Annotated in this window: 23 protein-coding genes; 6 read left to right on the forward strand and 17 right to left on the reverse strand. The window is 68.2% G+C overall.

Annotated elements, in window-relative coordinates:
* Positions 1-50 precede the first annotated feature (50 nt).
* Positions 51-1,589, reverse strand: a complete 1,539-nt coding sequence (gene hflX / locus E3O22_RS13235; RefSeq protein ID WP_134394623.1) for a GTPase HflX — start codon at positions 1,587-1,589, stop codon at positions 51-53.
* A gap of 41 nt (positions 1,590-1,630) precedes the next feature.
* Between hflX and E3O22_RS13240 the strand changes: the two genes are divergently transcribed.
* Positions 1,631-2,242: a class I SAM-dependent methyltransferase gene (locus E3O22_RS13240; RefSeq protein ID WP_134394625.1), complete on the forward strand. Its 612-nt coding sequence runs from the start codon at positions 1,631-1,633 to the stop codon at positions 2,240-2,242.
* A gap of 33 nt (positions 2,243-2,275) precedes the next feature.
* Here E3O22_RS13240 and dapF read toward each other — a convergent pair whose 3' ends face one another.
* The 13 genes from dapF to thyX all read right to left on the reverse strand — a co-directional run bounded on the left by dapF (position 2,276) and on the right by thyX (position 16,544).
* On the reverse strand, positions 2,276-3,157 hold the full coding sequence (dapF, locus tag E3O22_RS13245; protein ID WP_134394627.1) for a diaminopimelate epimerase: 882 nt from the start codon (positions 3,155-3,157) through the stop codon (positions 2,276-2,278).
* Positions 3,158-3,167: 10 nt separating this feature from the next.
* Complete coding sequence (gene miaA, locus E3O22_RS13250) at positions 3,168-4,157, reverse strand: tRNA (adenosine(37)-N6)-dimethylallyltransferase MiaA (RefSeq protein ID WP_241976650.1); 990 nt, start codon at positions 4,155-4,157, stop codon at positions 3,168-3,170.
* 4 nt (positions 4,158-4,161) lie between these two features.
* Complete coding sequence (miaB, locus tag E3O22_RS13255) at positions 4,162-5,880, reverse strand: tRNA (N6-isopentenyl adenosine(37)-C2)-methylthiotransferase MiaB (protein ID WP_134394629.1); 1,719 nt, start codon at positions 5,878-5,880, stop codon at positions 4,162-4,164.
* Between the two features lie 61 nt (positions 5,881-5,941).
* Positions 5,942-6,727 carry a regulatory protein RecX gene (locus E3O22_RS13260; protein ID WP_134394631.1) on the reverse strand — a complete coding sequence of 262 codons (786 nt, stop codon included), beginning with the start codon at positions 6,725-6,727 and terminating at the stop codon, positions 5,942-5,944.
* A 3-nt stretch (positions 6,728-6,730) separates the two neighbouring features.
* Positions 6,731-7,864, reverse strand: coding sequence for a recombinase RecA (gene recA, locus E3O22_RS13265; protein WP_134394632.1), 1,134 nt, complete (start codon positions 7,862-7,864; stop codon positions 6,731-6,733).
* A gap of 259 nt (positions 7,865-8,123) precedes the next feature.
* Complete coding sequence (locus E3O22_RS13270) at positions 8,124-8,345, reverse strand: DUF3046 domain-containing protein (RefSeq protein ID WP_134394634.1); 222 nt, start codon at positions 8,343-8,345, stop codon at positions 8,124-8,126.
* Between the two features lie 9 nt (positions 8,346-8,354).
* On the reverse strand, positions 8,355-8,660 hold the full coding sequence (locus E3O22_RS13275; RefSeq protein WP_134394636.1) for a helix-turn-helix domain-containing protein: 306 nt from the start codon (positions 8,658-8,660) through the stop codon (positions 8,355-8,357).
* Positions 8,661-8,849: 189 nt separating this feature from the next.
* On the reverse strand, positions 8,850-9,407 hold the full coding sequence (locus tag E3O22_RS13280; protein ID WP_370448406.1) for a CinA family protein: 558 nt from the start codon (positions 9,405-9,407) through the stop codon (positions 8,850-8,852).
* A complete protein-coding gene (pgsA, locus tag E3O22_RS13285) occupies positions 9,400-9,999 on the reverse strand; it encodes a CDP-diacylglycerol--glycerol-3-phosphate 3-phosphatidyltransferase (RefSeq protein WP_134394637.1) in 600 nt (199 codons plus the stop codon). Before pgsA ends, E3O22_RS13280 begins: the two co-directional genes overlap by 8 nt.
* A gap of 3 nt (positions 10,000-10,002) precedes the next feature.
* Positions 10,003-12,948 carry a DNA translocase FtsK gene (locus tag E3O22_RS13290; RefSeq protein WP_134394639.1) on the reverse strand — a complete coding sequence of 982 codons (2,946 nt, stop codon included), beginning with the start codon at positions 12,946-12,948 and terminating at the stop codon, positions 10,003-10,005.
* Positions 12,949-13,072: 124 nt separating this feature from the next.
* Complete coding sequence (locus tag E3O22_RS13295) at positions 13,073-14,716, reverse strand: ribonuclease J (protein WP_134394777.1); 1,644 nt, start codon at positions 14,714-14,716, stop codon at positions 13,073-13,075.
* Between the two features lie 61 nt (positions 14,717-14,777).
* On the reverse strand, positions 14,778-15,755 hold the full coding sequence (dapA, locus tag E3O22_RS13300) for a 4-hydroxy-tetrahydrodipicolinate synthase (RefSeq protein ID WP_134394641.1): 978 nt from the start codon (positions 15,753-15,755) through the stop codon (positions 14,778-14,780).
* A gap of 51 nt (positions 15,756-15,806) precedes the next feature.
* Positions 15,807-16,544 carry an FAD-dependent thymidylate synthase gene (gene thyX, locus E3O22_RS13305; protein ID WP_134394643.1) on the reverse strand — a complete coding sequence of 246 codons (738 nt, stop codon included), beginning with the start codon at positions 16,542-16,544 and terminating at the stop codon, positions 15,807-15,809.
* Positions 16,545-16,622: 78 nt separating this feature from the next.
* On the opposite strand from thyX, the gene E3O22_RS13310 reads away from it, so the two are divergent.
* The 4 genes from E3O22_RS13310 (at position 16,623) to E3O22_RS13325 (ending at position 19,033) form a co-directional block, all read left to right on the forward strand.
* On the forward strand, positions 16,623-17,096 hold the full coding sequence (locus E3O22_RS13310; protein ID WP_134394644.1) for a thioredoxin family protein: 474 nt from the start codon (positions 16,623-16,625) through the stop codon (positions 17,094-17,096).
* Complete coding sequence (locus tag E3O22_RS13315; RefSeq protein WP_134394646.1) at positions 17,077-17,601, forward strand: DUF4395 domain-containing protein; 525 nt, start codon at positions 17,077-17,079, stop codon at positions 17,599-17,601. Before E3O22_RS13310 ends, E3O22_RS13315 begins: the two co-directional genes overlap by 20 nt.
* 99 nt (positions 17,602-17,700) lie before the next feature.
* Positions 17,701-18,126, forward strand: coding sequence for an OsmC family peroxiredoxin (locus tag E3O22_RS13320; RefSeq protein WP_134375124.1), 426 nt, complete (start codon positions 17,701-17,703; stop codon positions 18,124-18,126).
* 16 nt (positions 18,127-18,142) lie between these two features.
* Positions 18,143-19,033, forward strand: a complete 891-nt coding sequence (locus tag E3O22_RS13325) for a TIGR01777 family oxidoreductase (protein WP_134394647.1) — start codon at positions 18,143-18,145, stop codon at positions 19,031-19,033.
* 123 nt (positions 19,034-19,156) lie between these two features.
* Here E3O22_RS13325 and E3O22_RS13330 read toward each other — a convergent pair whose 3' ends face one another.
* Together E3O22_RS13330 and dapB are read right to left on the reverse strand one after the other, a co-directional pair.
* A complete protein-coding gene (locus E3O22_RS13330) occupies positions 19,157-19,594 on the reverse strand; it encodes a tetratricopeptide repeat protein (protein WP_134394649.1) in 438 nt (145 codons plus the stop codon).
* Positions 19,591-20,373, reverse strand: coding sequence for a 4-hydroxy-tetrahydrodipicolinate reductase (dapB, locus tag E3O22_RS13335; protein ID WP_134394651.1), 783 nt, complete (start codon positions 20,371-20,373; stop codon positions 19,591-19,593). The genes E3O22_RS13330 and dapB overlap by 4 nt, the downstream gene beginning before the upstream one ends.
* 44 nt (positions 20,374-20,417) lie before the next feature.
* On the opposite strand from dapB, the gene E3O22_RS13340 reads away from it, so the two are divergent.
* Positions 20,418-20,984 (forward strand): GNAT family N-acetyltransferase, encoded by a 567-nt coding sequence (locus tag E3O22_RS13340; RefSeq protein WP_134394653.1) that lies wholly within the window; start codon positions 20,418-20,420, stop codon positions 20,982-20,984.
* Here E3O22_RS13340 and E3O22_RS13345 read toward each other — a convergent pair.
* Positions 20,981-21,583 carry a histidine phosphatase family protein gene (locus E3O22_RS13345; RefSeq protein ID WP_134394655.1) on the reverse strand — a complete coding sequence of 201 codons (603 nt, stop codon included), beginning with the start codon at positions 21,581-21,583 and terminating at the stop codon, positions 20,981-20,983. The two genes, E3O22_RS13340 and E3O22_RS13345, sit on opposite strands and share 4 nt — an antisense overlap.
* Between the last annotated feature and the right edge of the window lie 109 nt (positions 21,584-21,692).

Raw genomic sequence — 21,692 nt, forward strand, 5'->3', positions numbered from 1 at the left:
GCCCGATGCCCGGCAGGTCCGTGACCGAATATGTCGTCAGCCGGCGGCGGTCAGCCGGTGACGGCCGGCGGCACGGCGAACGGCTCGAACAGCGACCGGATCTCATCAGTCACCAGAGCCGTAACCCGGGTGCCGGTCTCGGCGTATACGGTGGACAGCACCGTGCCCTGATCGTGCAGCACCGCGATCAGGTCGCCCCGCTCGTAGGGGACGAGTAACTCAAGCCTGATCGACGGCCGCGGCAGCAGGTCCGAGATGGTCGCGAGCAGTTCCTCGATGCCCTCGCCGGTGCGGGCCGAGACGAAAATGCCCTTCGGCCAGAGTCCGCGCAGCACGAGCCCGTCATCATCGCTGATCAGGTCGCTCTTGTTGAAGACGACGACCTCCGGGATCTCCCGGGCACCGACCTCGGCGATGACCTCGCGCACTGTGGCAAGCTGGCTCGCCGGGTCAGGATGCGAGCCGTCGACGACGTGCACGATCACGTTGGCGTCGGCGACCTCCTCGAGGGTGGACCGGAACGCCTCCACCAGCTGGTGGGGCAGGTTCCGCACGAACCCGACGGTGTCCGTCAGCGTGTAGAGCAGCCCGTCGGCCGTCGTGGACTTGCGCACCGTGGCGTCCAGGGTGGCGAACAGGGAGTTCTCGACGAGTACGCCGGCCCGGGTGATGCGGTTGAGCAGGCTCGACTTGCCGGCGTTGGTGTAACCGACGATGGCGACGGATGGCACGGCGTTGCGCTTGCGGTTGGCCCGCTTGGCCTCGCGGGCGGGTTTCATCTCGAGGATCTGCTTGCGGAGGCGAGACATCCGGGTGTGGATGCGCCGGCGGTCCAGCTCGATCTTGGTCTCGCCGGGGCCGCGCGAACCCATGCCTGCACCGGCGCCGCCCACCTGGCCTCCGGCCTGGCGGGACATCGAGTCGCCCCAGCCGCGCAGGCGGGGAAGCAGGTATTCGAGCTGGGCGAGTTCGACCTGGGCCTTTCCCTCGCGGCTCTTGGCGTGCTGACTGAAGATGTCGAGGATCACGGCGGTGCGGTCGATGACCTTCACCTTGACGACGTCCTCGAGTGCGCGCCGCTGGCTGGGCGCCAGCTCGGTGTCGGCGATGACGGTGTCGGCGCCCATCGCCTTGACGATGCCGGCCACCTCTTCGGCCTTGCCCTTGCCGAGGTAGGTGCTGGCGTCCGGCTTCGCCCGGCGCTGCATGAGGCCGTCGAGAACGGTGGCGCCGGCGGTCTCGGCCAGAGCGGCGAGTTCGCGCATGGAGTTCTCGGCGTCCGCGACGGTCCCGTGCGTGTACAGGCCGATCAGAACAACGTTCTCCAGCCGGAGCTGGCGGTACTCGACCTCGGTGACGTCCTCGAGTTCGGTGGAGAGGCTGGGCACGCGGCGCAGCGCGTTGCGGTCCTCGCGGTCCTGCTGCACGCCGTCGTGACCCTCGTCGTCGTGCGACGGGCCGGATTCGGCCTGCAAAGCCTGCGCCGACCCGCTGCGGAACAGTGAATAGCCGGCAGCCTTGCTGTCAGCGCTGGCAAGAACGCGGGCGACCACGTCGTCGGTGTCGTCGGGCAGATGTGACTCAGTCATTCCTTTAACAATAGTTCCTCGATGCACGGTAAGTTCCCTCTATGCCTTCCGACCACTACTTCACCCCGGCACCCGACAGCACCCTGAAACTCCGCCAGGTGACCGTTCGATTGGGAGGCCAAGAACGCGAGCTGACCACAGCCAATTCGGTCTTCAGCCCGGAGCACATCGACACCGGTACCCAGGTGCTCTTGAACAACGCGCCGACTCCGCCGCCCGGCGGCGATTTCCTCGACCTGGGCTGCGGCTGGGGTCCGATCAGCCTGCACTTGGCCCTCGCCTCACCCCGCGCCACGATCTGGGCCGTCGACGTCAACGAGCGGGCGCTCGACCTGGTGCGGCTGAACGCGCAGAAGCTCGGCCTCACTAACATCACCGCGGTGCTGCCCGATCAGATGCCCGCCCACGTGACGTTCCGCACCATCTGGTCGAATCCCCCGATCCGGGTCGGCAAAACCGAACTGCACACCATGCTGCGTACCTGGCTGCCGCGCCTGGAGCCGGGTTCGGATGCCTGGCTCGTCGTGCAGCGCAACCTCGGCTCTGACTCCCTGCAGCGCTGGCTCGACGGCGACCTGCCCGCCGAATTCAGCACCTCACGGCACTCCATCAGCAAGGGCTTCCGGGTCCTGCGGGTGAAACGCCAGGACTAGGCCGCGTCGCGGCCCATCGCCTCGAGCGAGTACTCAGCCGAGGCGGAAGACCCCGTCGTACACGAGTTCCGCCGGACCCGACAGTGAGACGTGTTCGCCGTCCTCGGTCGGGAACATGCGCACGCCGAGCGTGCCGCCGGTGACCTCGACCTGCCACTGGTTCGGGGCACCCGCGCCGGCCCAGTGCCGGGTGGCGAGGGCCGCCGCGGCCGCCCCCGTACCGCAGGAGAGTGTTTCGCCGCTGCCGCGCTCGTGCACGCGCATCCGGATGCGGCCGACACCGTTCACGACGAGCGGATCGCCCGGCAGCACGAGCTCGATGTTCGCCCCGGCCGCCGGGTCAGGGTCGAGCTGCGGCACGAAGGTGAGGTCGACGCCTGCGAGCTCGTCGTCGTCGGCCAGGGCCACGACCACGTGCGGGTTACCCACGTTGATGCCGAGACCGGGGCGGGCCACGGGCAGGTCCTTCGCCCGAACGAGCGGTTCACCGCCGTCGAGGCGCCACCGGCCGAGGTCGACCTGGTAGCCGGTTGCGCCGCGCTGAACGTCGCGCACTCCCCCGCGGGTGCCGATGCAGAGCGTGTCGCCGCGGTCGAGCGTGGTCAGGCCCTGCTCCACCAGGAAGCGGGTGTAGACGCGGATGCCGTTGCCGCACATCTCGGACACCGTGCCGTCGGCGTTCCAGTAGTCCATGAACCATTCGGCCGCGTCGTCCTCGGCGAGGGCGATCGCGCCGGCGGCCAGGCTCGTGGAGCGCACCGCGCGGATGATGCCGTCGGCACCGATGCCGAATCGGCGGTCGCAGATGGCCCGGATCTGGCTCGGGGTGAGGTCGATCTGCCCGTCGGGATCAGAGAAAAGCACGAAGTCGTTCCCGGTGCCGTGGCCCTTGGTGAAGTTCAGATCAATACCCATGCCGTCCAGTTTAGGAGGCCGGCTCGATCGCCCAGTGCTCGGCCGGCTGCTCCGGGTCGGCCAGGCGGGTCAGCGCCCGGTCAACCCGATCCGGCGCGTCGAAGTCGATCCAGTGGGTGTGCGGGGAACGCTTGAACCAGCTCACCTGCCGTCTCGCGTACCGGCGGGTGAACTGCTGCGTCTCCTGGATGGCCTCCGCCCGGCTGAGGCTGCCCGTCAGCTGCCCAAGGGCCTGGGCGTAGCCGATGGCCCGGCTGGCCGTGACACCGGTCTCGATTCCACTCGGAATCAGCCCGCGCACCTCCTCGACGAGTCCGCGGGCCCACATGCCCTCCACCCGGGCGTCGAGGCGGGGGGTGAGCTCGGCACGCTGGGCGCGGAGTCCCACTGTGACCGCGGGCATCCAGTAGACCGGCTCGTCGGGCAGGGCGGCGGTGTGCGGCCCCCCGGTCAGCTCCACGACCTCGAGGGCGCGCACGAGGCGCCGACCGTTGCCGGCGCCGATGCGGGCGGCGGCGACGGGGTCCACGGCCTTCAACCGGGTGTACAGGGCGCCGGGCCCCTGCTCGGTCAGCTCGGCTTCGAGTCGGGCGCGCAGCACGGCATCCGTGCCGGGGAACTGGAAGTCGTAGACCACGGCGGACACGTAGAGCCCGGAGCCGCCGACCAGGATGGGCACGTTGCCGCGCGCCACGATGTCGGTGATCGCGGCGCGGGCCTCCGTCTGGTAACGGGCGACGGTGGCGTCGTCGGTGACCGAAAGCACGTCGAGCAGGTGGTGCGGGATGCCGCGGCGCTCCAGCACGGTGAGCTTGGCGGTGCCGATGTCCATGCCGCGGTACAGCTGCATGGCGTCGGCGTTGACGATCTCCGCCCCCCGACCGGCCTCAGCCAGGCGTTCGGCGAGGTCGAGCGAGAGGTCGGACTTGCCGGTGCCGGTGGGTCCGACGACAACGATCAGTGTCGGGTCGGTGCCGGTCACCGGGTTCGGGCCAGGCACCTGCCTAGCGCTCCCCGTCGGTGACGTCGTAGATCGGCGTGGTGCTGGAACTGGTCACCGCGGGCGAGCCCACGGCTCGGTCGGGTAGGCGCAGGGTCGGCAGGCCGAGGGAGACCGAGCCAGACCCGCCGGCGACTCCGCCGTGACTGGGCACGCCGCAGGACTCGACTTCGAGGCGGTCCCAGGCGTCGCCGGCGATGGTGCGCCGGATGCGCAGCGGAGCCCCGTCGACGGAGTCGGCGATCAGGTGGAAGGGGGCCGCCTGGGTGACCGTGACGGTCACGAGGTCGCCCGGACGGGGCAGTTCCGAGCCCTCCGGCACGTCGAAGTGCACGAGCCGGCTGTCAAGCGCGCGGCCGCTGAGTCGACGGGTGTCGGCGTCCTTGCGGCCCTCGCCGTTGGCGACGAGCAGTTCGACCTCGCGACCGACCACGGCCTGGTTCTCCTCCCAGGAGATGCGCTCCTGCAGGGCGGCGAGGCGCTCGTAACGATCCTGGACGATCTCCTTGGGGACCTGGTCGGGCAGCGTCGCGGCGGGGGTCCCGGGCCGGATGGAGTACTGGAAGGTGAAGGCGGTGGCGAACCGGGCCAACTCCACGACCCTCAGGGTCTCCTGGAAGTCCTCCTCGGTCTCGCCGGGGAAGCCGACGATGACGTCCGTGCTGATGGCCGCGTGCGGCATCTGCGCTCGGACGCGGTCGAGGATGCCGAGGAATCGCGCCGAACGGTAGGAGCGGCGCATGGCCTTGAGGATACGGTCCGAGCCGGACTGCAACGGCATGTGCAACTGCGGCATGACCGACGGCGTCTCGGCCATGGCGTCGATCACGTCATCGGTGAAAGCAGCTGGGTGCGGGCTGGTGAAACGGATGCGTTCCAGCCCCTCGATCTTGCCGGCCGCGCGCAGCAGTTTGCCGAAGGCGAGACGGTCGCCGAACTCAACCCCGTAGGAGTTGACGTTTTGGCCGAGCAGGGTGACCTCGATTGCCCCGTCGTCGACGAGGGCCTGGATTTCGGCGAGGATCTCGCCGGGACGGCGGTCCTTCTCCTTACCGCGCAGCGCGGGCACGATGCAGAACGTGCAGGTGTTGTTGCAGCCGACGGAGATGGAGACCCAGCCGCTGTAGCTCGAATCGCGCTTCGTGGGCAGGGTCGAGGGGAAGGTCTCGAGGGAGTCGAGGATTTCGAGCTGGGCCTCGCCGTTGTGCCGCGCACGCTCGAGCATGCTCGGCAGTGACCCCATGTTGTGCGTCCCGAAGACGACGTCGACCCAGGGTGCCTTCTTGAGGATGACGTCCTTGTCTTTCTGGGCCAGGCACCCGCCGACGGCAATCTGCATGCCGTCGTGGCGGCGCTTGACCGAGGCCAGCTGCCCCAGGTTGCCGTAGAGCTTGTTGTCGGCGTTCTCGCGCACGGCACACGTGTTGAGCACGACGATGTCGGCTTCCTCCCCGTCGGCCGTCACGTAGCCGGCCGCTTCGAGCGACCCGCTGAGCCGTTCGGAGTCGTGCACGTTCATCTGGCAGCCGAAGGTGCGCACCTCGTAGGTGCGGGCCCGGCCCTCAGCGTCGTGCGAGGCCTGGCTTGGAGCAATCAGAGTCGGCGCGCTCAGGGCCGAGGTGCGCAGGGCCGAGGTGCGCAGGGCCGCGGTACGCAGGGCCGACTGCTGCGGGTCCAGCGTCTCGGCGCTGGAGAATGGGGGCGTAGCGGTGCTGCTGGTCATAGTGGGTACCAGCTTACGCGTGGCACCTCCGAAACCGGGCCGGGTTGCCCCGACCCGCTCCCTACTGGAACCGCACCCGCGATGGCGAACCACCGCGGGAGGCAAGGGCGGCCTTCACCGCCACGCGCACGATGGACGAGGAATAGCCCTTGCGCATCAGGAACGCGTTGAGTCGACGGTCGATGGTCTGGTCGTCGAGCCGCCCGAGCTGCCCCACCCGCTTGACGGCTATTTCGATGGCCCGTTCCGTCTCGTCGTCGGGCATTTCGTCGAGCTTTTCCAGGATGAGGTCCTGATCGAGCCCGCGGCGGCGCATCTCCGCCTGCACGCCGGAGCGTCCCAGGCCTTTGCGCTCGTGGTGGCTGTGCACGATCTGATCGGCGAGGCGGCCCTCGTCGATGTAGGACAACTCGATGAAGCGCTCGATGATCTCTTCGATCTCGTGCTCAGCGACCTCCGTACCGCCAAGAATTGTGCGGGCCTCGGCCGCCGACAGGGACCGGCCGCGCAGCCGCTGGCGCAGCACCCCTTCGGCGTGCTCGCGATCGACGGCGGCCCGGGAGGCCACTCCCTCGGGGGTGTCGTCCCCGTCGTCGGCACCGTCGTCGGCACCGGCACCGACACCGGCACCGGCACCGGCACCGGCACCGGCAACGCTGTCGACTGCGGGGCCGCTCGACGCCGCCGGACCACCGTCGCCGAGATACGAGACGGGCGCCAGTCGTTCGTCGGCGATCGGCGCCGCCTCGAGCTCAACCGGCCGGATCGCGGCGGTGCCGCGGGCCGCGCTCTTGCGACGTGCCGCACTCAGCGACGCGACCTCGTCGGCCGGCTCGAAGTGGACCATGCGCTACGCCCCCTTGCGGGCGGCGAGCTTGGCCTGGAGGGACTCCGCCTTGGCGGCTGCGGCCTCCTTGGCTGCGGCTGCGGTGACCAGGGCGGCTGCGGCGTCGATTGCGGCCTGAGCCTTCTTGGCGGCCGCACCCTCGGGGCTGATCCCGAGCTTGAAGAGGATCTTGTTCTCGATCTCGTTGGCCATCTCCGCTTCGCGCAGCAGGAAGTTGCGCGAGTTCTCCTTGCCCTGGCCCAGCTGGTCGCCGTCGTAGGTGTACCAGGCGCCGGACTTCTTGACGATGCCGTGCTCGACACCGAAGTCGATCAGGCTGCCTTCCCGGGAGATGCCGATGCCGTAGATGATGTCGAATTCCGCCTGCTTGAAGGGCGGTGCCATCTTGTTCTTGACGACCTTGACCCGCGTGCGGTTACCGACGGCCTCGGTGCCGTCTTTCAGGGTCTCGATACGGCGGATGTCGAGGCGCACCGACGCGTAGAACTTGAGCGCCTTGCCCCCGGCGGTGGTCTCGGGGCTGCCGAAGAAGACCCCGATCTTCTCGCGCAACTGGTTGATGAAGATCATGGTGGTGTTGGTCTGACTGAGGCCACCGGTGAGCTTGCGCAAGGCCTGGGACATCAGACGGGCCTGCAGGCCCACGTGCGAGTCACCCATCTCGCCCTCGATCTCGGCGCGGGGAACCAGCGCGGCGACGGAGTCGATCACGATCAGGTCGATGGATCCGCTTCGCACGAGCATGTCGGCGATTTCCAGCGCCTGCTCACCCGTATCGGGCTGGGAGACGAGGAGCGCGTCGATGTCGACTCCGAGCTTGCGGGCGTACTCAGGGTCCAGAGCGTGCTCGGCGTCGATGAAGGCGGCGATGCCGCCGTTCTTCTGCGCGTTCGCGATGGCGTGCAGGGTGAGCGTGGTCTTTCCCGACGATTCCGGACCGTAGATCTCCACGATGCGACCTCGGGGCAGGCCACCTATGCCGAGGGCCACGTCCAGCGCGATCGACCCCGTGGAGATCGTCTCGACGGGGGCGCGCTCGTCGCTGCCCAAACGCATGATCGAACCCTTGCCGAACTGGCGGTCGATTGCTGCGAGAGCGGTGTCAAGCGCTTTTTCGCGATCTGCTGATGATGCCATGAGGGGTCTCCTTCGGTCGTGCATTTCGGCGCCTATAGGCTGTTGCGTTTGGCTACCGGGAAGACCCCGACACCCGCTTTCAACAAGGCATGTGCTCTCTGTCGCTGACACAAACCGACTGTACGCGGCACGTCCGACAGAGCCGGGAGCGGGGAGCGGCAGTGGACAAGCCGTCTTCGACTCCTGCTGTGGAGGAGCATATCAAAATGCGAACACGCATTCGAGAATTCCCCGAAATCCGGCGCGTGTCGAGCGAAACCTAGCTGCGGGCGGCGGGGAGGCCCGCACCGTACCAACGGGCCTTCGGGACATCCGTCTCGGCGCAGAGGGCCAGCCAGACGTCGCGCGCCGAAGCACCGCCGGCCAGAGCCTGGTCGGCGGTGCAGCCAAACGGGGTCAGAATGAGATCGCGAGTGAGAACGCGGCCGTAGCCATCGCCGAACTCGTCGCTCAGAGCCTGACGGAACTCACCGAGTCGCATGGGATGGAACTAGCGCACCATCATGTCGTCGTAGGTGGCCACGAGCTCGTCGGGCACAGTGTCGGGGAACCTGTCGATTCCCTCGATGATGGCCAGTCGGTCGCCGACTTCCCGCATGATGACCGAGATCGGGGTCTCCAACGCTTCTGCAACGGAAGCCAGAATCTCGGAAGACGCTTCTTTCTGGCCACGCTCCACCTCGCTCAGATACCCGAGGGCCACGCTGGCCCTGCTGGCTACCTGACGGAGTGTGCGCCCTTTCTGCAGGCGGAAGTCCCTGAGCACATCGCCGATTTCCTGTCGAACAAGAATCATCGGAACCTCCTTCTCGTACTGATTATGTGTTGCTTATCGAGTACCGTTTGATACTTCTGGCGCCCACTCAACCGGGTGGTTTCGTGTGTTGGATCGCAAGAGTACTACAACCTTGAACACCCTGACACTACCGATATCGACTGGGCTTTTCTTGTGAATACGCTCGTTGTAACCACGGAATTCGGGGAACTATTCCACCGCGTCACGGGCTAACAGCTGCCACACAGCTTCGATGGCCGCGGCCACGGAGGCTGCTCGAATGAGAGCACGGTCTCCGTGCAGCCGGAGCGGGATGACCGATATTTCTCCTCTACGAGCCAGCCCGAGGAACACCGTCCCCGGCTCGTGGCCGCCCTGGCCGTCCGGCCCTGCCACGCCCGTCGTGGCGATGCCGATGTCGGCGGGCCGGCCGTCGACGGCGAGGCGCGTACGCACGCCCTCTGCCATCTGCAGGGCAACCTGCGGGTGCACCGCACCGTGCTCCTCGAGCAGAGCCGCGTCGACGCCGAGGAGGGTGTGCTTGAGCGCACTCTGGTACGCCACCACTCCCCCGTTGACGACGACGGATGCGCCGGGGATGCGGACGAGTTCGGCTGTCAGCGCCCCGCCGGTAAGGGACTCGGCCACGGCGATAGTGAGGCCGCGGCGGCTGAGTTCGGCGACGAGGCGCGCGGTGGCATCCGTCGCTCCGGGTGTGTCAGCGGGTGACAGGCTCTCGGCGAATGCCGGGGGAATCGGATCAGCCACGGTCGTGCTGGAGCCGGTTCTCGCGCCGCGCCGCCACGAGGTAGTCGAAGCCGGTGACGACGGTAACGATGAGGGCGAGGGCCATGGCCGTCCAGTTGACCCAGTAGATCCAGTCGCCCAGTAGCAGCCAGAGGGGCACGAGGGCGAGCGAGATCGCCACGGACTGCAACACGGTCTTGAGCTTGCCCCCCCGTGAGGCCGGGATGACCCGGTCCTTCAGCATGACGAACCGGAACACCGTGATGCCGACTTCGCGCACGAGGATGACGATGGTCACCCACCACCACAGCTCGCCGAGGAGGGAGAGGCAGACCAGGGCTCCGCCGGTGAGCACCTTGTCGGCGATCGGATCGAGGATCTTGCCCAGGTCGGTGACCAGGTTGCGCCGGCGGGCGATGGCCCCGTCGATCCCGTCGGTGGCGATGGCCACGATGAACAGGGCGGCCGCCCACCAGCGCAGCGCGCCGTCCTGGCCGGCGTCGGCGAGGAGCAGATAGATGAACACCGGCGCGAGCAGGATGCGCACGATCGTGATCAGATTCGGGAGATTCCAGTTGCTGGGCCGTACGACCGGCGTGGATGGTGTGGCCATGGGTCAGTCCCTGTCGGTCAGTTGCCAGGCGTCTTCATCGGGAGATGCATCTTCTTCAAGGTACCCCTCCGACATTTTGGCGACCGGGTCGTCGGCGTAGCGCGGATCGGGCGGGCCGGGCGTGTGCTGGGCCGCGGACTGGTGAGCCGCGGCGGCCTGAGCGGTGGCTGTGGCGGCGTGATGTTCGGCGTCGGAGCCGCGCAGCAGGGCCAGCACGCCGGGCAGCTGCTCCACGGAGACGAGCACGTCGCGCGCCTTCGATCCCTCGGAGGGACCGACGATTTCGCGGGACTCGAGCAGGTCCATCAGGCGACCCGCCTTGGCGAAGCCGACCCGGAGCTTGCGCTGCAGCATCGAGGTGGACCCGAACTGGGTCGACACGACCAGTTCCGCCGCGGCCAGGAGCACCTCGAGGTCGTCTCCGATGTCGGAGTCGATCTCTTTGCGGGGGGCGACCATGGAGACATCCGGCCGGTAGTCGGGGCGGGCCTGCAGAGTGACGTGCTTGACGACGCGTTCGATCTCGGCCTCGTTCACCCAGGCCCCCTGCACGCGGATGGCCTTGGAGGCTCCCATCGGCAGGAACAGGGCGTCGCCCTGCCCGATCAGCTTGTCGGCGCCCGGCTGGTCGAGGATGACCCGGGAATCGGTGACGCTGGTCACGGCGAAGGCGAGGCGGGAGGGCACGTTGGCCTTGATCAGGCCCGTGACGACGTCGACGCTGGGGCGCTGGGTGGCGAGCACGAGATGGATGCCCGAAGCGCGGGCCAGCTGGGTGATGCGCACGATCGAGTCTTCGACGTCGCGCGGTGCGACCATCATCAGGTCGGCGAGCTCGTCGACGACGACCAGGAGGTAGGGGTACGGCTTGAGGCTGCGCAGGCTGCCGGCGGGCAGCACGATCTCGTTGTTGACGACGGCCTTGTTGAAGTCGTCGATGTGGCGGAATCCGAAGCTGGCCAGATCGTCGTATCGCATGTCCATCTCTTTCACCACCCACTGCAGCGCCTCGGCGGCCTTTTTCGGGCTGGTGATGATGGGGGTGATCAGGTGAGGGACCCCGGCGTAGGCGGCCAGTTCGACCCGCTTCGGGTCGATCAGCACCATGCGCACGTCGCTCGGCTTGGCCCGCATGAGCAGGCTCGTGATCATGGAGTTGACGAAGCTGGACTTGCCGGAACCAGTGGAACCGGCGACCAGGAGGTGAGGCATCTTGGCGAGGTTGGCGAGCACGAAGCCGCCGCCGACGTCTTTCCCGACGCCGATGGTCATCGGGTGGGTGCTGTTCGAGGCCGCCGGGGAGCGGAGCACGTCACCGAGGGTGACGATTTCGCGGTCGGTGTTGGGGATCTCGATGCCGATCGCGCTCTTGCCCGGGATCGGCGACAGGATGCGCACCTCGTTGGAGGCGACGGCGTAGGAGAGGTTTTTGCTCAGCGCGGTGACGCGCTCCACCTTGACTCCGGGGCCGAGCTGGATCTCGTACTGGGTGACGGTGGGGCCGCGGGAGAACCCGGTCACCTTCGCGTCGACCTGGAACTGGCTCAGCACCTCAGTGATGGACTTGACGATCTCGTCGTTGGCCGCCGAGCGGGCCTTGGCCGGCGGGCCCTTGGTGAGGGTCGTGTCCGAGGGCAGCAGGTAGGGCGCGGCGGGCTGGTCTGATGCCGGCGGAATCGGGGCCGGTACCAGCGGCAGGGGCGTGTCGGTGGAACCGACGGCCCCACCGGCCGCGGCCGGGTCGAGGGCGTCGAATCCTGATCCGGTCAATCCGGGAAGAACCTCGGTCAGGCCCGTCTGGTCGTCGGCCTGGAGCCCGGTCGAGGAGCCGTGCGGCAGGTCGATCGCGCCCGTGAAGCGTTTGAGGGCGTCTTCGGCTCGGAGCAGGTCTTCGAGCACCTCGGTGCCGTAATGGTCCTGGTTGGGACCCGGGGTCGTCGGCGTCGTCTCCAGCGCGGTGTCGAAGCTGCCTCGTTTGTCGCCGCCGAGCAGGGTGCGCAGCGGGTCGGCGCCGTGCGGGCCGGCGGCGCTCGGATCGTCGGCGGGGGTACCGGCACCGTTCGGGCCGAGCGGCCCGCCGAAGTCAGGGTCCTCCTCGCGCTTACTCGTGTTGCGCCGCCACCAGGGCAGCGCTCCGGCATCTGCGTCGTCGTCGTCGACCCCGTCCAGTTCGACCTGAACGGCCTTCTCATGCTTCGCTTCCCGGGCGGCGGCGCGCTCCTCGGGATCGGGGAGCTGGGCCCCGAACAGCCAGGCATAGAGCTCCCGGCTGCGTTCACCGATGCGGTTGGGCGGGGTCTTGGTGATGATGAAGAGGCTCAGGGCGAGAAGCAGGATGACGACGATGGTGGCACCGATCGCCGTGGTCAGGTAGATCAGGGGGGCAGCGATCATCCAGCCGATGACGCCGCCGGCCAGTGCGAGGGTCTCCATGCCGTCGCTGGGGGCAGGCTGGCCACCGAAGATGTGGCAGAGCCCCGACACCGAAACGAGCAGCACGGATAGTCCGATGCCGATGCGGCCGTTGTCGTGCACCGAACTGGGTTTGCGGAACAGCCAGACGGAGAAGAGCAGCATGATCACGGGCAGGGCGAACGCGACGCGGCCGAACAGGCCGCCGAAGGTCCAGGCGTCGAGGGTCTGGGCGACCGCGTTGTTGATCAGGAACCACTCGATCACGGCACCGGCGACCGACAGCAGCACGAGGAAGAAGGGCAGGCCGTCGCGGCGTTCTTCTTTGGAAAGCTTCTCCGGGCCGAGCGCCCGGGCGGCCCCGCCGGTCACGTGGGCCAGGGCCATCCACGACCGCACGAACAGGCTCGGCTTGACCTCGACCGCGGTGAACTTGACCGTCTTCTGAGCGGCAGTGCGGGCTGCGGGCTTGCGCGCCGGGGTGCCGCGCGCAGGCGTGCTGCGGGCGCGACCGTTCGACTTAGTGCTCGTAGCCATGCACCTACGGTACTTCGATCCCCCGACATTGGGGCTTAGGCACGCCACAACGCCTGCGGGCGGCGATCAGTGACTGCGACATCAGGGGCGGGCGGACGCGCGGCATCCGTCGCCCTCGGCGGGATCAGGCCTCGATCACCAGGGGGACGATCATCGGGCGGCGGCGGAAGGCGGTATTCACCCAGCGGCCGACCGTGCGGCGCACGATCTGCTGCAGCGCGAACGGGTCGCGCACCCCGTGCTCGGCGGCTTCCGCCAGGGCCGCCTCGATTTTCGGGCGCACGGCGTCGAACACGGAGGCGTCTTCGGCGAAGCCCTTCGCGTGGATCTCCGGCCCGACGATCACCCTGCCGGTGGCGGCGTCGACCACGATGATGATCGAAATGAATCCCTCCTCGGCGAGGGTGCGGCGGTCCTTGAGGTCGGCCTCGGTGATCTCGCCGACGGTGGAGCCGTCGACGTAGACGTAGCCGAGGTCCAGCTGGCCGACCTTGGTGGCCACACCGTCCTTGAGGTCAATGACCGTGCCGTCTTCGGCCAGGAGCACGTTCGCCTCCGGCACGCCGGTCTGCACCGCGAGCTTGGCATTGGCGACCAGGTGCCGGTATTCGCCGTGCACAGGCAGCACGTTCTTCGGTTTCAGGATGTTGTAGCAGTAGGTCAGTTCCCCGGCGGCGGCGTGCCCGGAGACGTGCACCTTCGCGTTGCCCTTATGAACGACCGTGGCGCCGAGCTTGGTCAGGCCGTCGATGATGCGGTAGACAGCGTTCTCGTTGCCGGGGATCAGGCTGGAGGCCAGGATGACGGTGTCGCCGGGGCCGACCTCGATCTGGTGGTCCTGGTTCACCATCCGGCTGAGCACGGCCATCGGCTCACCCTGTGAGCCCGTCGACATGTAGACGATCTTGTCACCCGCGATGTTGCCGGCCTTCTTGAAGTCCACCAGCACGCCCTCCGGCACCCGCAGGTGGCCGAGGTCCGCGGCGATGGTCATGTTGCGCACCATCGAGCGGCCCAGGAGCGCGACCCGGCGTCCGTTCGCGTGGGCGGCGTCGAGTACCTGCTGCACCCGGTGCACGTGGCTGGAGAAGCTGGCCACGATCACCCGCCGCGGAGCCCGGGCGATGACATCGTCGAGCACGGGGCCGATGGAGCGTTCCGTGGGGGTGAAGCCGGGGACATCCGCGTTGGTGGAATCGACCAGGAACAGGTCGACGCCCTCGGTGCCGAGGCGCGCGAATTCGCGCAGGTCGGTGAGGCGGTCATCGAGCGGCAGTTGGTCCATCTTGAAGTCGCCGGTGTGCAGCACCGTGCCGCCGACGGTCTTGATGGCCACGGCCAGGGCGTCGGGGATGGAGTGGTTCACGGCGACGAATTCGAGGTTGAACGGGCCGAGCCGTTCCTTCTGGCCTTCCCGGACCTGCAGCGTGTACGGGATGATCTTATGTTCCTTGAGCTTCGCCTCGATGAAGGCGAGGGTCAGGCCCGAACCGATCAGCGGGATGTCCGCGCGCAGCTTCAAGAGGTAGGGGACGGCACCGATGTGGTCCTCGTGGCCGTGCGTGAGCACGACCGCGAGGATGTCGTCGAGGCGGTCCCGGATGGGGCTGAAGTCGGGCAGGATCAGGTCGACGCCCGGCTGGTGCTCCTCGGGGAACAGCACCCCGCAGTCGACGATCAGCAGCTTGCCGTCGATCTCGAACGTGGTCATGTTGCGGCCGATTTCGCCGAGGCCACCGATCGGCGTGATGCGGAGGGTTCCCGCCATGAGCGGGGCCGGGTCGTACACATCGATGGGCACAAGCCCTCCTCGGGGTTCGGTGGGGCGGTTAGCGTGTCGTTCCGGCGACCTTCGGCAGGGCGCCGCCGGCCGCGGCATTGCGGTCCGGGCGGAAGTTGGAGAAGTCGACCCCGGGGATGTTCTTGACCAGGTCTATTTCGTCTTCGATCTGGGCGGCTTCCCACTCCTCCGGGCCGACGAGGGGCAGGCGCACGCGCGGGCTGTTGATTCGGCCGAGGCCGTGCAGGATGTACTTGACCGCGACCGTACCCGGAACGTGCGTCATGCAGGCCCGCACCAGCGGTTCGAGCTGCTGGTGCGCGGCGGTGGCCGCCTTCAGGTCTCCCGCATTCACGGCGTCGACCATCTGGCGATACGGGGTCGCGGCGATGTTCGCCGTGACCCCGATCAGGCCGGTCGCCCCGATCGACAGGTGCGGCAGAACGTTGGGGTCGTCGCCGGAGAAGTACATCAGGTCGGTCTGGTTGAGCACGCGGCTGACCTGGGCCAGGTCACCCTTGGCGTCTTTGACGGCGAGGATGTTCGGGTGCTTCGCGGCCCGCAGGATCGTCTTGTATTCGATCGGGATACCGGTGCGTCCGGGGATGTCGTAGAGGATCACGGGCAGATCCGTGGCATCCGCGATCATGCGGAAGTGGGTGAGCACGCCGGCCTGGGTGGGCTTGTTGTAGTACGGGGTGACGATCATGTTGCCGTCGGCGCCCGCCTTCTCGCTCTGCTTGGCAAGCTGCATGGCGTGGGCGGTCTCGTTGGACCCGCCGCCGGTGATGATCTTCGCGCGTCCGCCGGAGATATCCCTGCCGACCTCGACCAGGCGGATCTTCTCCGCGTCGGTGAGGGTAGACGTCTCACCGGTGGTGCCGGTGACGACGATGCCGTCCGCTCCGGCGTTGATGACGTCGTCGATGTGCTGGGCCACGCCCGCCCAGTCGACTTCGCCGTCGGCGGTGAAGGGAGTCACCAGGGCAACGAGGACCTGGCCGAAGGGATTCTGAGACATAGACACGAGGGACAGGCTACCGGTCAGCGTGGGGCCCCGCACCGCCGCGGCGTCACGTTACGGGGCGACGCGACCGTTCTTGTTGAAAGCGGCGTAGGTAAGCGGCATCAAGGCCGCGAACTGGTCTTCCATCTTCTCGGCGCACATCTCGATCTCGCGCTGCGGGAACGACGGGAAGTGGGTTCCCTCGCGCTTGGTGCGCAGACTGAGAAAGTTCATCAGCGACCGGGCGTTCATGGTCACGTACATCGAGGAGAAGATGTTGAGCGGCAACACGATGCGGGCAACCTCGCGGGCCACGCCGGCTTCGAGCATCCGTTGATACGACGCGTAGGCGTGCGCGGAGGCCTCGCGGGTCAGCTGGTCGACCAGCGCGGCCTGCTCGGCCGTGCCGGGCAGGAAGTCGTAGGCGCCGGGCTTGCCGACCTGCACGAGGTTGCGGGTCGGGGCCGGAACGTAGAAGACCGGGTTCAGCTCTCGGTAGCGGCCCGATTCCTCGTTATAGGAGGCGATGCGGTGCCGCATGAACTCGCGGAACACGAAGATCGGCGCCTGCACGTAAAAGGTCATCGAGTTGTGCTCGAACGGCGAGCCGTGGCGGTCGCGCATGAGGTAGTTGATCAGCCCGGCGTCACCCGTGCTCGCGGCGTCGCCGTCCGATTCCTCGAGCAGGGCCTTAGTCAGGGTCTGCTCCCCCTGAGTCGACACCCGTGCGGCGAACAGCACATCGGAGTCGTGGGCGCTCGCGCGCACCAGTTCGACGGTTACATCGGAGCGGAACTCAATTTCAGACACGGCTAAACGATACCTGCTGCACGCGTAACCTGTCGTCACACGGACCCGACCGGTCCGAGATCCTTGTATCGTCGCAGCATGAGTCCGATCTCCGCCCTGATTCTCGTGCTGGTTCTCGTCTCGGGCGCCACCGTGCTGGGCCTCGTCTGGCGGTCCCGCCAGGGGCGCCCCATCGTGGTCGCCCCGGCGGCTCCGGAAGCGCTCGGTGTGCCGGACGCGCTCACGCCGGCGGATGTCAGCAGCCGGGTTCCGTTCGGGGCGAACGCCACGCTCGTGCAGTTCTCCACCAGTCACTGCACCCGCTGCCCCGGCACCCAGGTGCTCCTCGCCGGCCTGGCCCGGTCACGTCCCGGCGTCGCGCACCTGGACGTCGACCTGACCCACCGCCGCGACCTCGCGAACCGGTTCGGGATCCTGCAAACCCCGACCACACTCATCCTCGATGGAACCGGTCAGGTGCGCGCCCGGATCGGCGGCGTTCCGAACCGGGCCGGCGTCCTCCGGCAACTCGACGACCTCACCGGGAGCAGCCATGCCCAGCTCGCCCGCTGAACCCCGGCCGCAGCCCTCCGCGCGCCGGGTCCGCCTGGATCGCCCGGACCTCGACCCGCGCGGACCACGCTTCGGCGCCGCGATCACGGCCGTTCTGCTCCTGGTGGTGGTGTTCCTGTCGCTGACCGGGGCATCCGTCGCCGCCTTCGTCCTCCTCACGATTCTCGCGGCCCTCTTTGCCTGGGGTGCCTTCGCCGGCGCCGGGCGGCACCCGTACGGCGTGCTGTTCAAGACCGTCGTGCGGCCGCGGCTCGGCCCGCCCGTCGCACTGGAGAAATCGGCCGCGCCGACGTTTGCGCAGGGGGTAGGGCTGCTGGTCACCGTGACCGGCGTGCTGCTCGGTCTGGCCGGGCTGACGCCCGCTGTGGGCGTCGCTGCCGCCGTCGCATTCGTCGCGGCGTTCCTGAACGCCGTGTTCGATTACTGCCTCGGCTGCCAGCTGTACCTGCTCCTGGTGCGTGCCGGCATCCTCGGACGCGGGCCGACGGCCGTGGCCGGGAGCTGATGGCTGCCGCGGCTTCATCCCTGATCATTGGCTGAGAGTGAACCCCCTGTGGGCCGAGGCGACAGTTAGGCTGAAGCTCCACTTTCAGGAGGCAACACCATGGCACTCACCAGCGAAGCAACAACTGTCTGGACCGGCGATCTGAAGTCCGGCAGCGGTACCGTCACCCTCGACTCCTCCAAGACCGCCGAGTTCCCGGTCACCTGGCAGGCCCGGTCCGTCGGCACCCCGAACACCACCAACCCGGAAGAGCTTCTCGGAGCCGCCCACGCGGCCTGCTTCTCGATGGCCCTGGCCAACGGCCTCAGCGCCGGCGGACACACCCCCGACAGCATCCAGACCACCGCGGCCGTCACCTTCGAAGCCGGCGTCGGCGTGGTGGGCAGCCACCTCCTGGTCAGCGCCAAGATCCCCGGCCTGACCGAAGAGGAGTTCGCGGTCTACGCCGAGGACGCCAAGGCCAACTGCCCGATTTCGAAGGCGCTCGCGGGCATCCCGATCACCATCGAAGCCGAGCTGGCGTAGGCGCGGCCCGCACACAATGCGAGTTCTCGTCTCCGGCGCGTCCGGACTGATCGGCACCGAGCTGAGCGCACAGTTGCGCGCGGCCGGCCACACCGTGGCCCACCTGGTGCGCCGCGACCCGCGCGGGGCCGACGAATTCCGCTGGGACCCGGCCGCGCTGAGCCTGGACAAGGGCGCCCTCGACGGCGTCGACGCCGTGATCAACCTGTCGGGGGCTTCCATCGCCCGTTTGCCATGGACGAAGGCCTATCGCCGGGAGATCCGTGACTCGAGGGTGCAGGCCACACGCACGCTGACGGATGCCATGGGCCGGCAGGCGACACCGCCGGCCGTGCTGCTCAATGCGTCGGCGGTGGGCATCTACGGCGACCGTCCGAGTGAGGTACTCACCGAAAACTCCCCGGCCGGCAACGATTTTCTGGCGAAGGTCACCCGAGACTGGGAGGCCGAGGCCGAACGTGCGCCGGAGTTGACCCGTGTCGTCACCCTCCGCACCGGGCTGGTCATCGCCCGCGGCGGCGCCCTGAAGCCGCTTCTGCCGATCGTCAAGCTCGGCCTGGGCGGCCCGCTCGGCCGTGGCACCCAGCACTGGCCGTGGATCAGCCTGCACGATGAGGCCGCGGCCGTCGTGCACCTGCTCACCTCGACGCTGTCGGGTCCGGTCAACCTGGTCGGCCCGACACCGGCCACCGCGAACGACGTCATCCGGGCCGTCTCGGCCGGGCTGCACCGCCCGTTCCTGGTGCCGGTGCCGGAATTCGTGCTGACGCTCGCACTGCAGGATGCCGCTCGCGCACTGCTGCTCGCCGACCAGCAGATCGTGCCGGAGAAGCTGCACACAGACGGTTTCGTCTTCACCCACACGACCGCGGCCGAGGCCGTGGCCTGGATGCTCAGCCGCCCGTAGTTCTGACCGTTCGCGGCCGTGGACGGCCGAGGCGCCACCCCTTTAGCGCGCGGTGATGGATGCGGGTGAGCTGGTTCGAGGGCCGGGTCACCGGGTTTCGGCGGGCTCACGCACCGGCGGAGGCTAGGAGCGCTCGAGGGCGATCGCGGTACGGATGGCGCCGCGGGCGCGGCGGCGGTCCCCCGAGGAGTTGTAGGCCAGGCCGAGCCTGAACCAGGCGCGCCAGTCGTCGGGGGCGGCATCGACGGCCGCCTTGTAGATCGGGAATTCGGCGTCGGCCTCGTCCCGCATGGGGCGTCCGCTCGGCCGGATCGGCAGTTCTTCGACGGGGAGTCCGCCCTCGGCCTCCAGTCGGCGCACGAGCCGCTCGGAGTTGCGCCCGAACTGGAGTTCGGCGACCAGCGCCCAGACTCCGACCAACGGGAGTACGAGAAGCGCCACCCCGATCACGATGCCGATGATTTCGCCGCTCTGCAGGAACAACACCGCTCGCCAGCCGACGAGGACCAGGTAGAACACCAGCAGCAGGGCCATCAGGCCGGCGGCAAGCCGGCCCTTCATTCGGCGGCCTCACCCGGGTGGGCAGTCGTGACCGTCGTGGGCGCACCCAGTCCGAGATCGATGATCTGGTCGAGCCCGACTGTGACGCCGACGGCCGTGCGCGTGGCCGCCAGGGCCAGCAGGATGCCACGTTCGTAGGATGCGGCCGACAGGGTGTTGTGGCTGATCGTGAGGGTCTCCCCCGCACCGCCGAAGAACACGTCCTGGCGGGCGAGCATGCCGTCGAGGCGCAGGCTGTGCACGGGGATGCTCGAGACCTGCTGGCCACGGGCGCGCTGGTCGGTGTGCGGCGCCGACACCGGCCCGATTTCGGCCCTGGCCCGCCCGATCAGTTCGGCTGTGCGCACGGCCGTGCCCGACGGAGAGTCCACCTTGCCGGCCCGGTGGGCCTCGACGATCTCGATCGAGTCGAAGAAGCGGGCGACGAGCACCGACAGGCCTGTCGCGATGACCGACCCCATCGAGAAGTTGGGGATGATGACGACGCCGATCTCATTCTGCCCGGCGAGGCGGGCGGAGAGGGCGTCGATGCGGTACTGCGACCAGCCGGAGGTGCCCACGAGCACGCGCAGGCCGTGGTCCACCGCGAACTCGACCACGCTTTGACTGACCCCGGGCAGGGTCAGATCGATCACGATCTCCGCGCCGATCATCTCGGACAGGTCGCTCTTCGAGTTCAGGCCGGCGACGAGATCGTACTCCTCGGACTGCTCGACGAGACCCGAGACCAGGCGGCCCATCGTTCCCGATACGCCGACGATGGCCACCCGTGTTTTCATGGGTCCAATCTATCAATCGCGGGGCATCGAGTTAGCCTTGGGCCATGCCTGACACTCCCGCCCTTGCCTTCACCGCCGTGTCGGTGACGGATTCCGGCTCCATCGTGCTGCTCACCCAGTACTTCAGCGATCGGGAGTCGGGCTTCCCGGCCGCGCAGGGCCGGTACCGCACCACGTTCCCCGATCCGGTCCAGTTCCTGCCGCCGTCCGGGGTGTTCCTGTTGGTCAGCGAGGAAATGGGACCGGCCGAACGTGCGTTTGTGGGGTGTGGCGGCATCCGTCGTCTCGAGGATTCCCCGGCCGGAACTGTGCGGTTCGAGATCAAACATCTCTGGCTACAGCCGCAGGTGCGGGGGCGCGGCTGGGGGCAGTCGCTGCTGACCGAGCTCGAACGACGCGCCCGGGGGTTCGGCGCCGACGACGTCGTGCTCGACACCAACGCGAGCCTGACCGCGGCCGGAGCGCTCTACGCGCGGTCGGGCTACGAGTCCGTCGCGCCGTATAACGACAACCCGAATGCCACGACCTGGTATCACAAGAGCCTCACCCGGAAGACGGACAAAGCCGGGCCAGCCGAGAATCGGCCGCCCGGAACCCGCCTATCCACCTAGAACAGGAGCGGGTCCGGCAGACCGGTGCGCAGCTCCACGGGGAGGTGCCCGGTGTCGTTGTGGGTCAGTAACGTCCAGGGGCGGCCCGGTTTTTGGTGCAGCACGGTGAGGCCGCAGTTCGCCTGGTTGATGCTGATCCACCGCCAGTCCGGGGCGCCGAGCACCTCCCGAACGAACCAGGCGATGACGAAGTTGTGGGTGATCAGCAGGTCGTGGCGTTCGCCGCGGCGTGGCTGGAGGAACTCGGCCACGGCGTCGCCCATCTGCGCGCTGCCGGCCTCGATGTCGGCCTCGGTGACCCCACCGAAGAACGGCGCATAGGCCGACGGCGTCTCCGGCGCCCTGCCGGAGGGGATGCAGTCGAAGAGCAGCGGGCTGGGCACCGAGGTCAGGGCCGGCAGTCGCTGCGCGATGATTTTCGCCGTGTCGGCAGCGCGCTGCAGCGGGGAATGCCAAGCGTCCGTGAACGGCACGCCGCCGAGACGCTCGGCGATCAGCTGAGCCTGCCGGGTGCCGCGCGCGGACAGAGGCCCGTCGGGCATGCCGTGCTCGGCATCCTGCTGTTCACCGTGACGAACGAGGTAAATGTAATGGTGCAAGGGGATCTCTCTCAGTCAGGAGCGCACATCAGCGTGTGGCCCCGGCTTTGGGTCTCGGTGGTTCTGGGCATTCAGCATCCGGGCACTGAGTTTTTGGACTCCGAGTTTT

Origin of the sequence: Cryobacterium sp. TMT2-18-2 (genome assembly GCF_004402245.1) — a bacterium.
GTDB lineage: Bacteria > Actinomycetota > Actinomycetes > Actinomycetales > Microbacteriaceae > Cryobacterium > Cryobacterium sandaracinum.

Coding starts and splice junctions, on each gene's coding strand:
- E3O22_RS13325 (WP_134394647.1), top strand. CDS start 18,143: ATGCGAGTTCTCGTCTCCGGCGCGTCCGGACTGATCGGCACCGAGCTG.
- E3O22_RS13310 (WP_134394644.1), top strand. CDS start 16,623: ATGAGTCCGATCTCCGCCCTGATTCTCGTGCTGGTTCTCGTCTCGGGC.
- miaB (WP_134394629.1), bottom strand. CDS start 5,880: ATGACCAGCAGCACCGCTACGCCCCCATTCTCCAGCGCCGAGACGCTG.
- E3O22_RS13340 (WP_134394653.1), top strand. CDS start 20,418: ATGCCTGACACTCCCGCCCTTGCCTTCACCGCCGTGTCGGTGACGGAT.
- E3O22_RS13330 (WP_134394649.1), bottom strand. CDS start 19,594: ATGAAGGGCCGGCTTGCCGCCGGCCTGATGGCCCTGCTGCTGGTGTTC.
- pgsA (WP_134394637.1), bottom strand. CDS start 9,999: ATGGCCACACCATCCACGCCGGTCGTACGGCCCAGCAACTGGAATCTC.
- E3O22_RS13240 (WP_134394625.1), top strand. CDS start 1,631: ATGCCTTCCGACCACTACTTCACCCCGGCACCCGACAGCACCCTGAAA.
- dapF (WP_134394627.1), bottom strand. CDS start 3,157: ATGGGTATTGATCTGAACTTCACCAAGGGCCACGGCACCGGGAACGAC.
- E3O22_RS13275 (WP_134394636.1), bottom strand. CDS start 8,660: ATGATTCTTGTTCGACAGGAAATCGGCGATGTGCTCAGGGACTTCCGC.
- E3O22_RS13270 (WP_134394634.1), bottom strand. CDS start 8,345: ATGCGACTCGGTGAGTTCCGTCAGGCTCTGAGCGACGAGTTCGGCGAT.
- E3O22_RS13315 (WP_134394646.1), top strand. CDS start 17,077: ATGCCCAGCTCGCCCGCTGAACCCCGGCCGCAGCCCTCCGCGCGCCGG.
- hflX (WP_134394623.1), bottom strand. CDS start 1,589: ATGACTGAGTCACATCTGCCCGACGACACCGACGACGTGGTCGCCCGC.
- E3O22_RS13320 (WP_134375124.1), top strand. CDS start 17,701: ATGGCACTCACCAGCGAAGCAACAACTGTCTGGACCGGCGATCTGAAG.
- E3O22_RS13260 (WP_134394631.1), bottom strand. CDS start 6,727: ATGGTCCACTTCGAGCCGGCCGACGAGGTCGCGTCGCTGAGTGCGGCA.
- recA (WP_134394632.1), bottom strand. CDS start 7,864: ATGGCATCATCAGCAGATCGCGAAAAAGCGCTTGACACCGCTCTCGCA.
- dapB (WP_134394651.1), bottom strand. CDS start 20,373: ATGAAAACACGGGTGGCCATCGTCGGCGTATCGGGAACGATGGGCCGC.
- E3O22_RS13295 (WP_134394777.1), bottom strand. CDS start 14,716: ATGGCGGGAACCCTCCGCATCACGCCGATCGGTGGCCTCGGCGAAATC.
- E3O22_RS13290 (WP_134394639.1), bottom strand. CDS start 12,948: ATGGCTACGAGCACTAAGTCGAACGGTCGCGCCCGCAGCACGCCTGCG.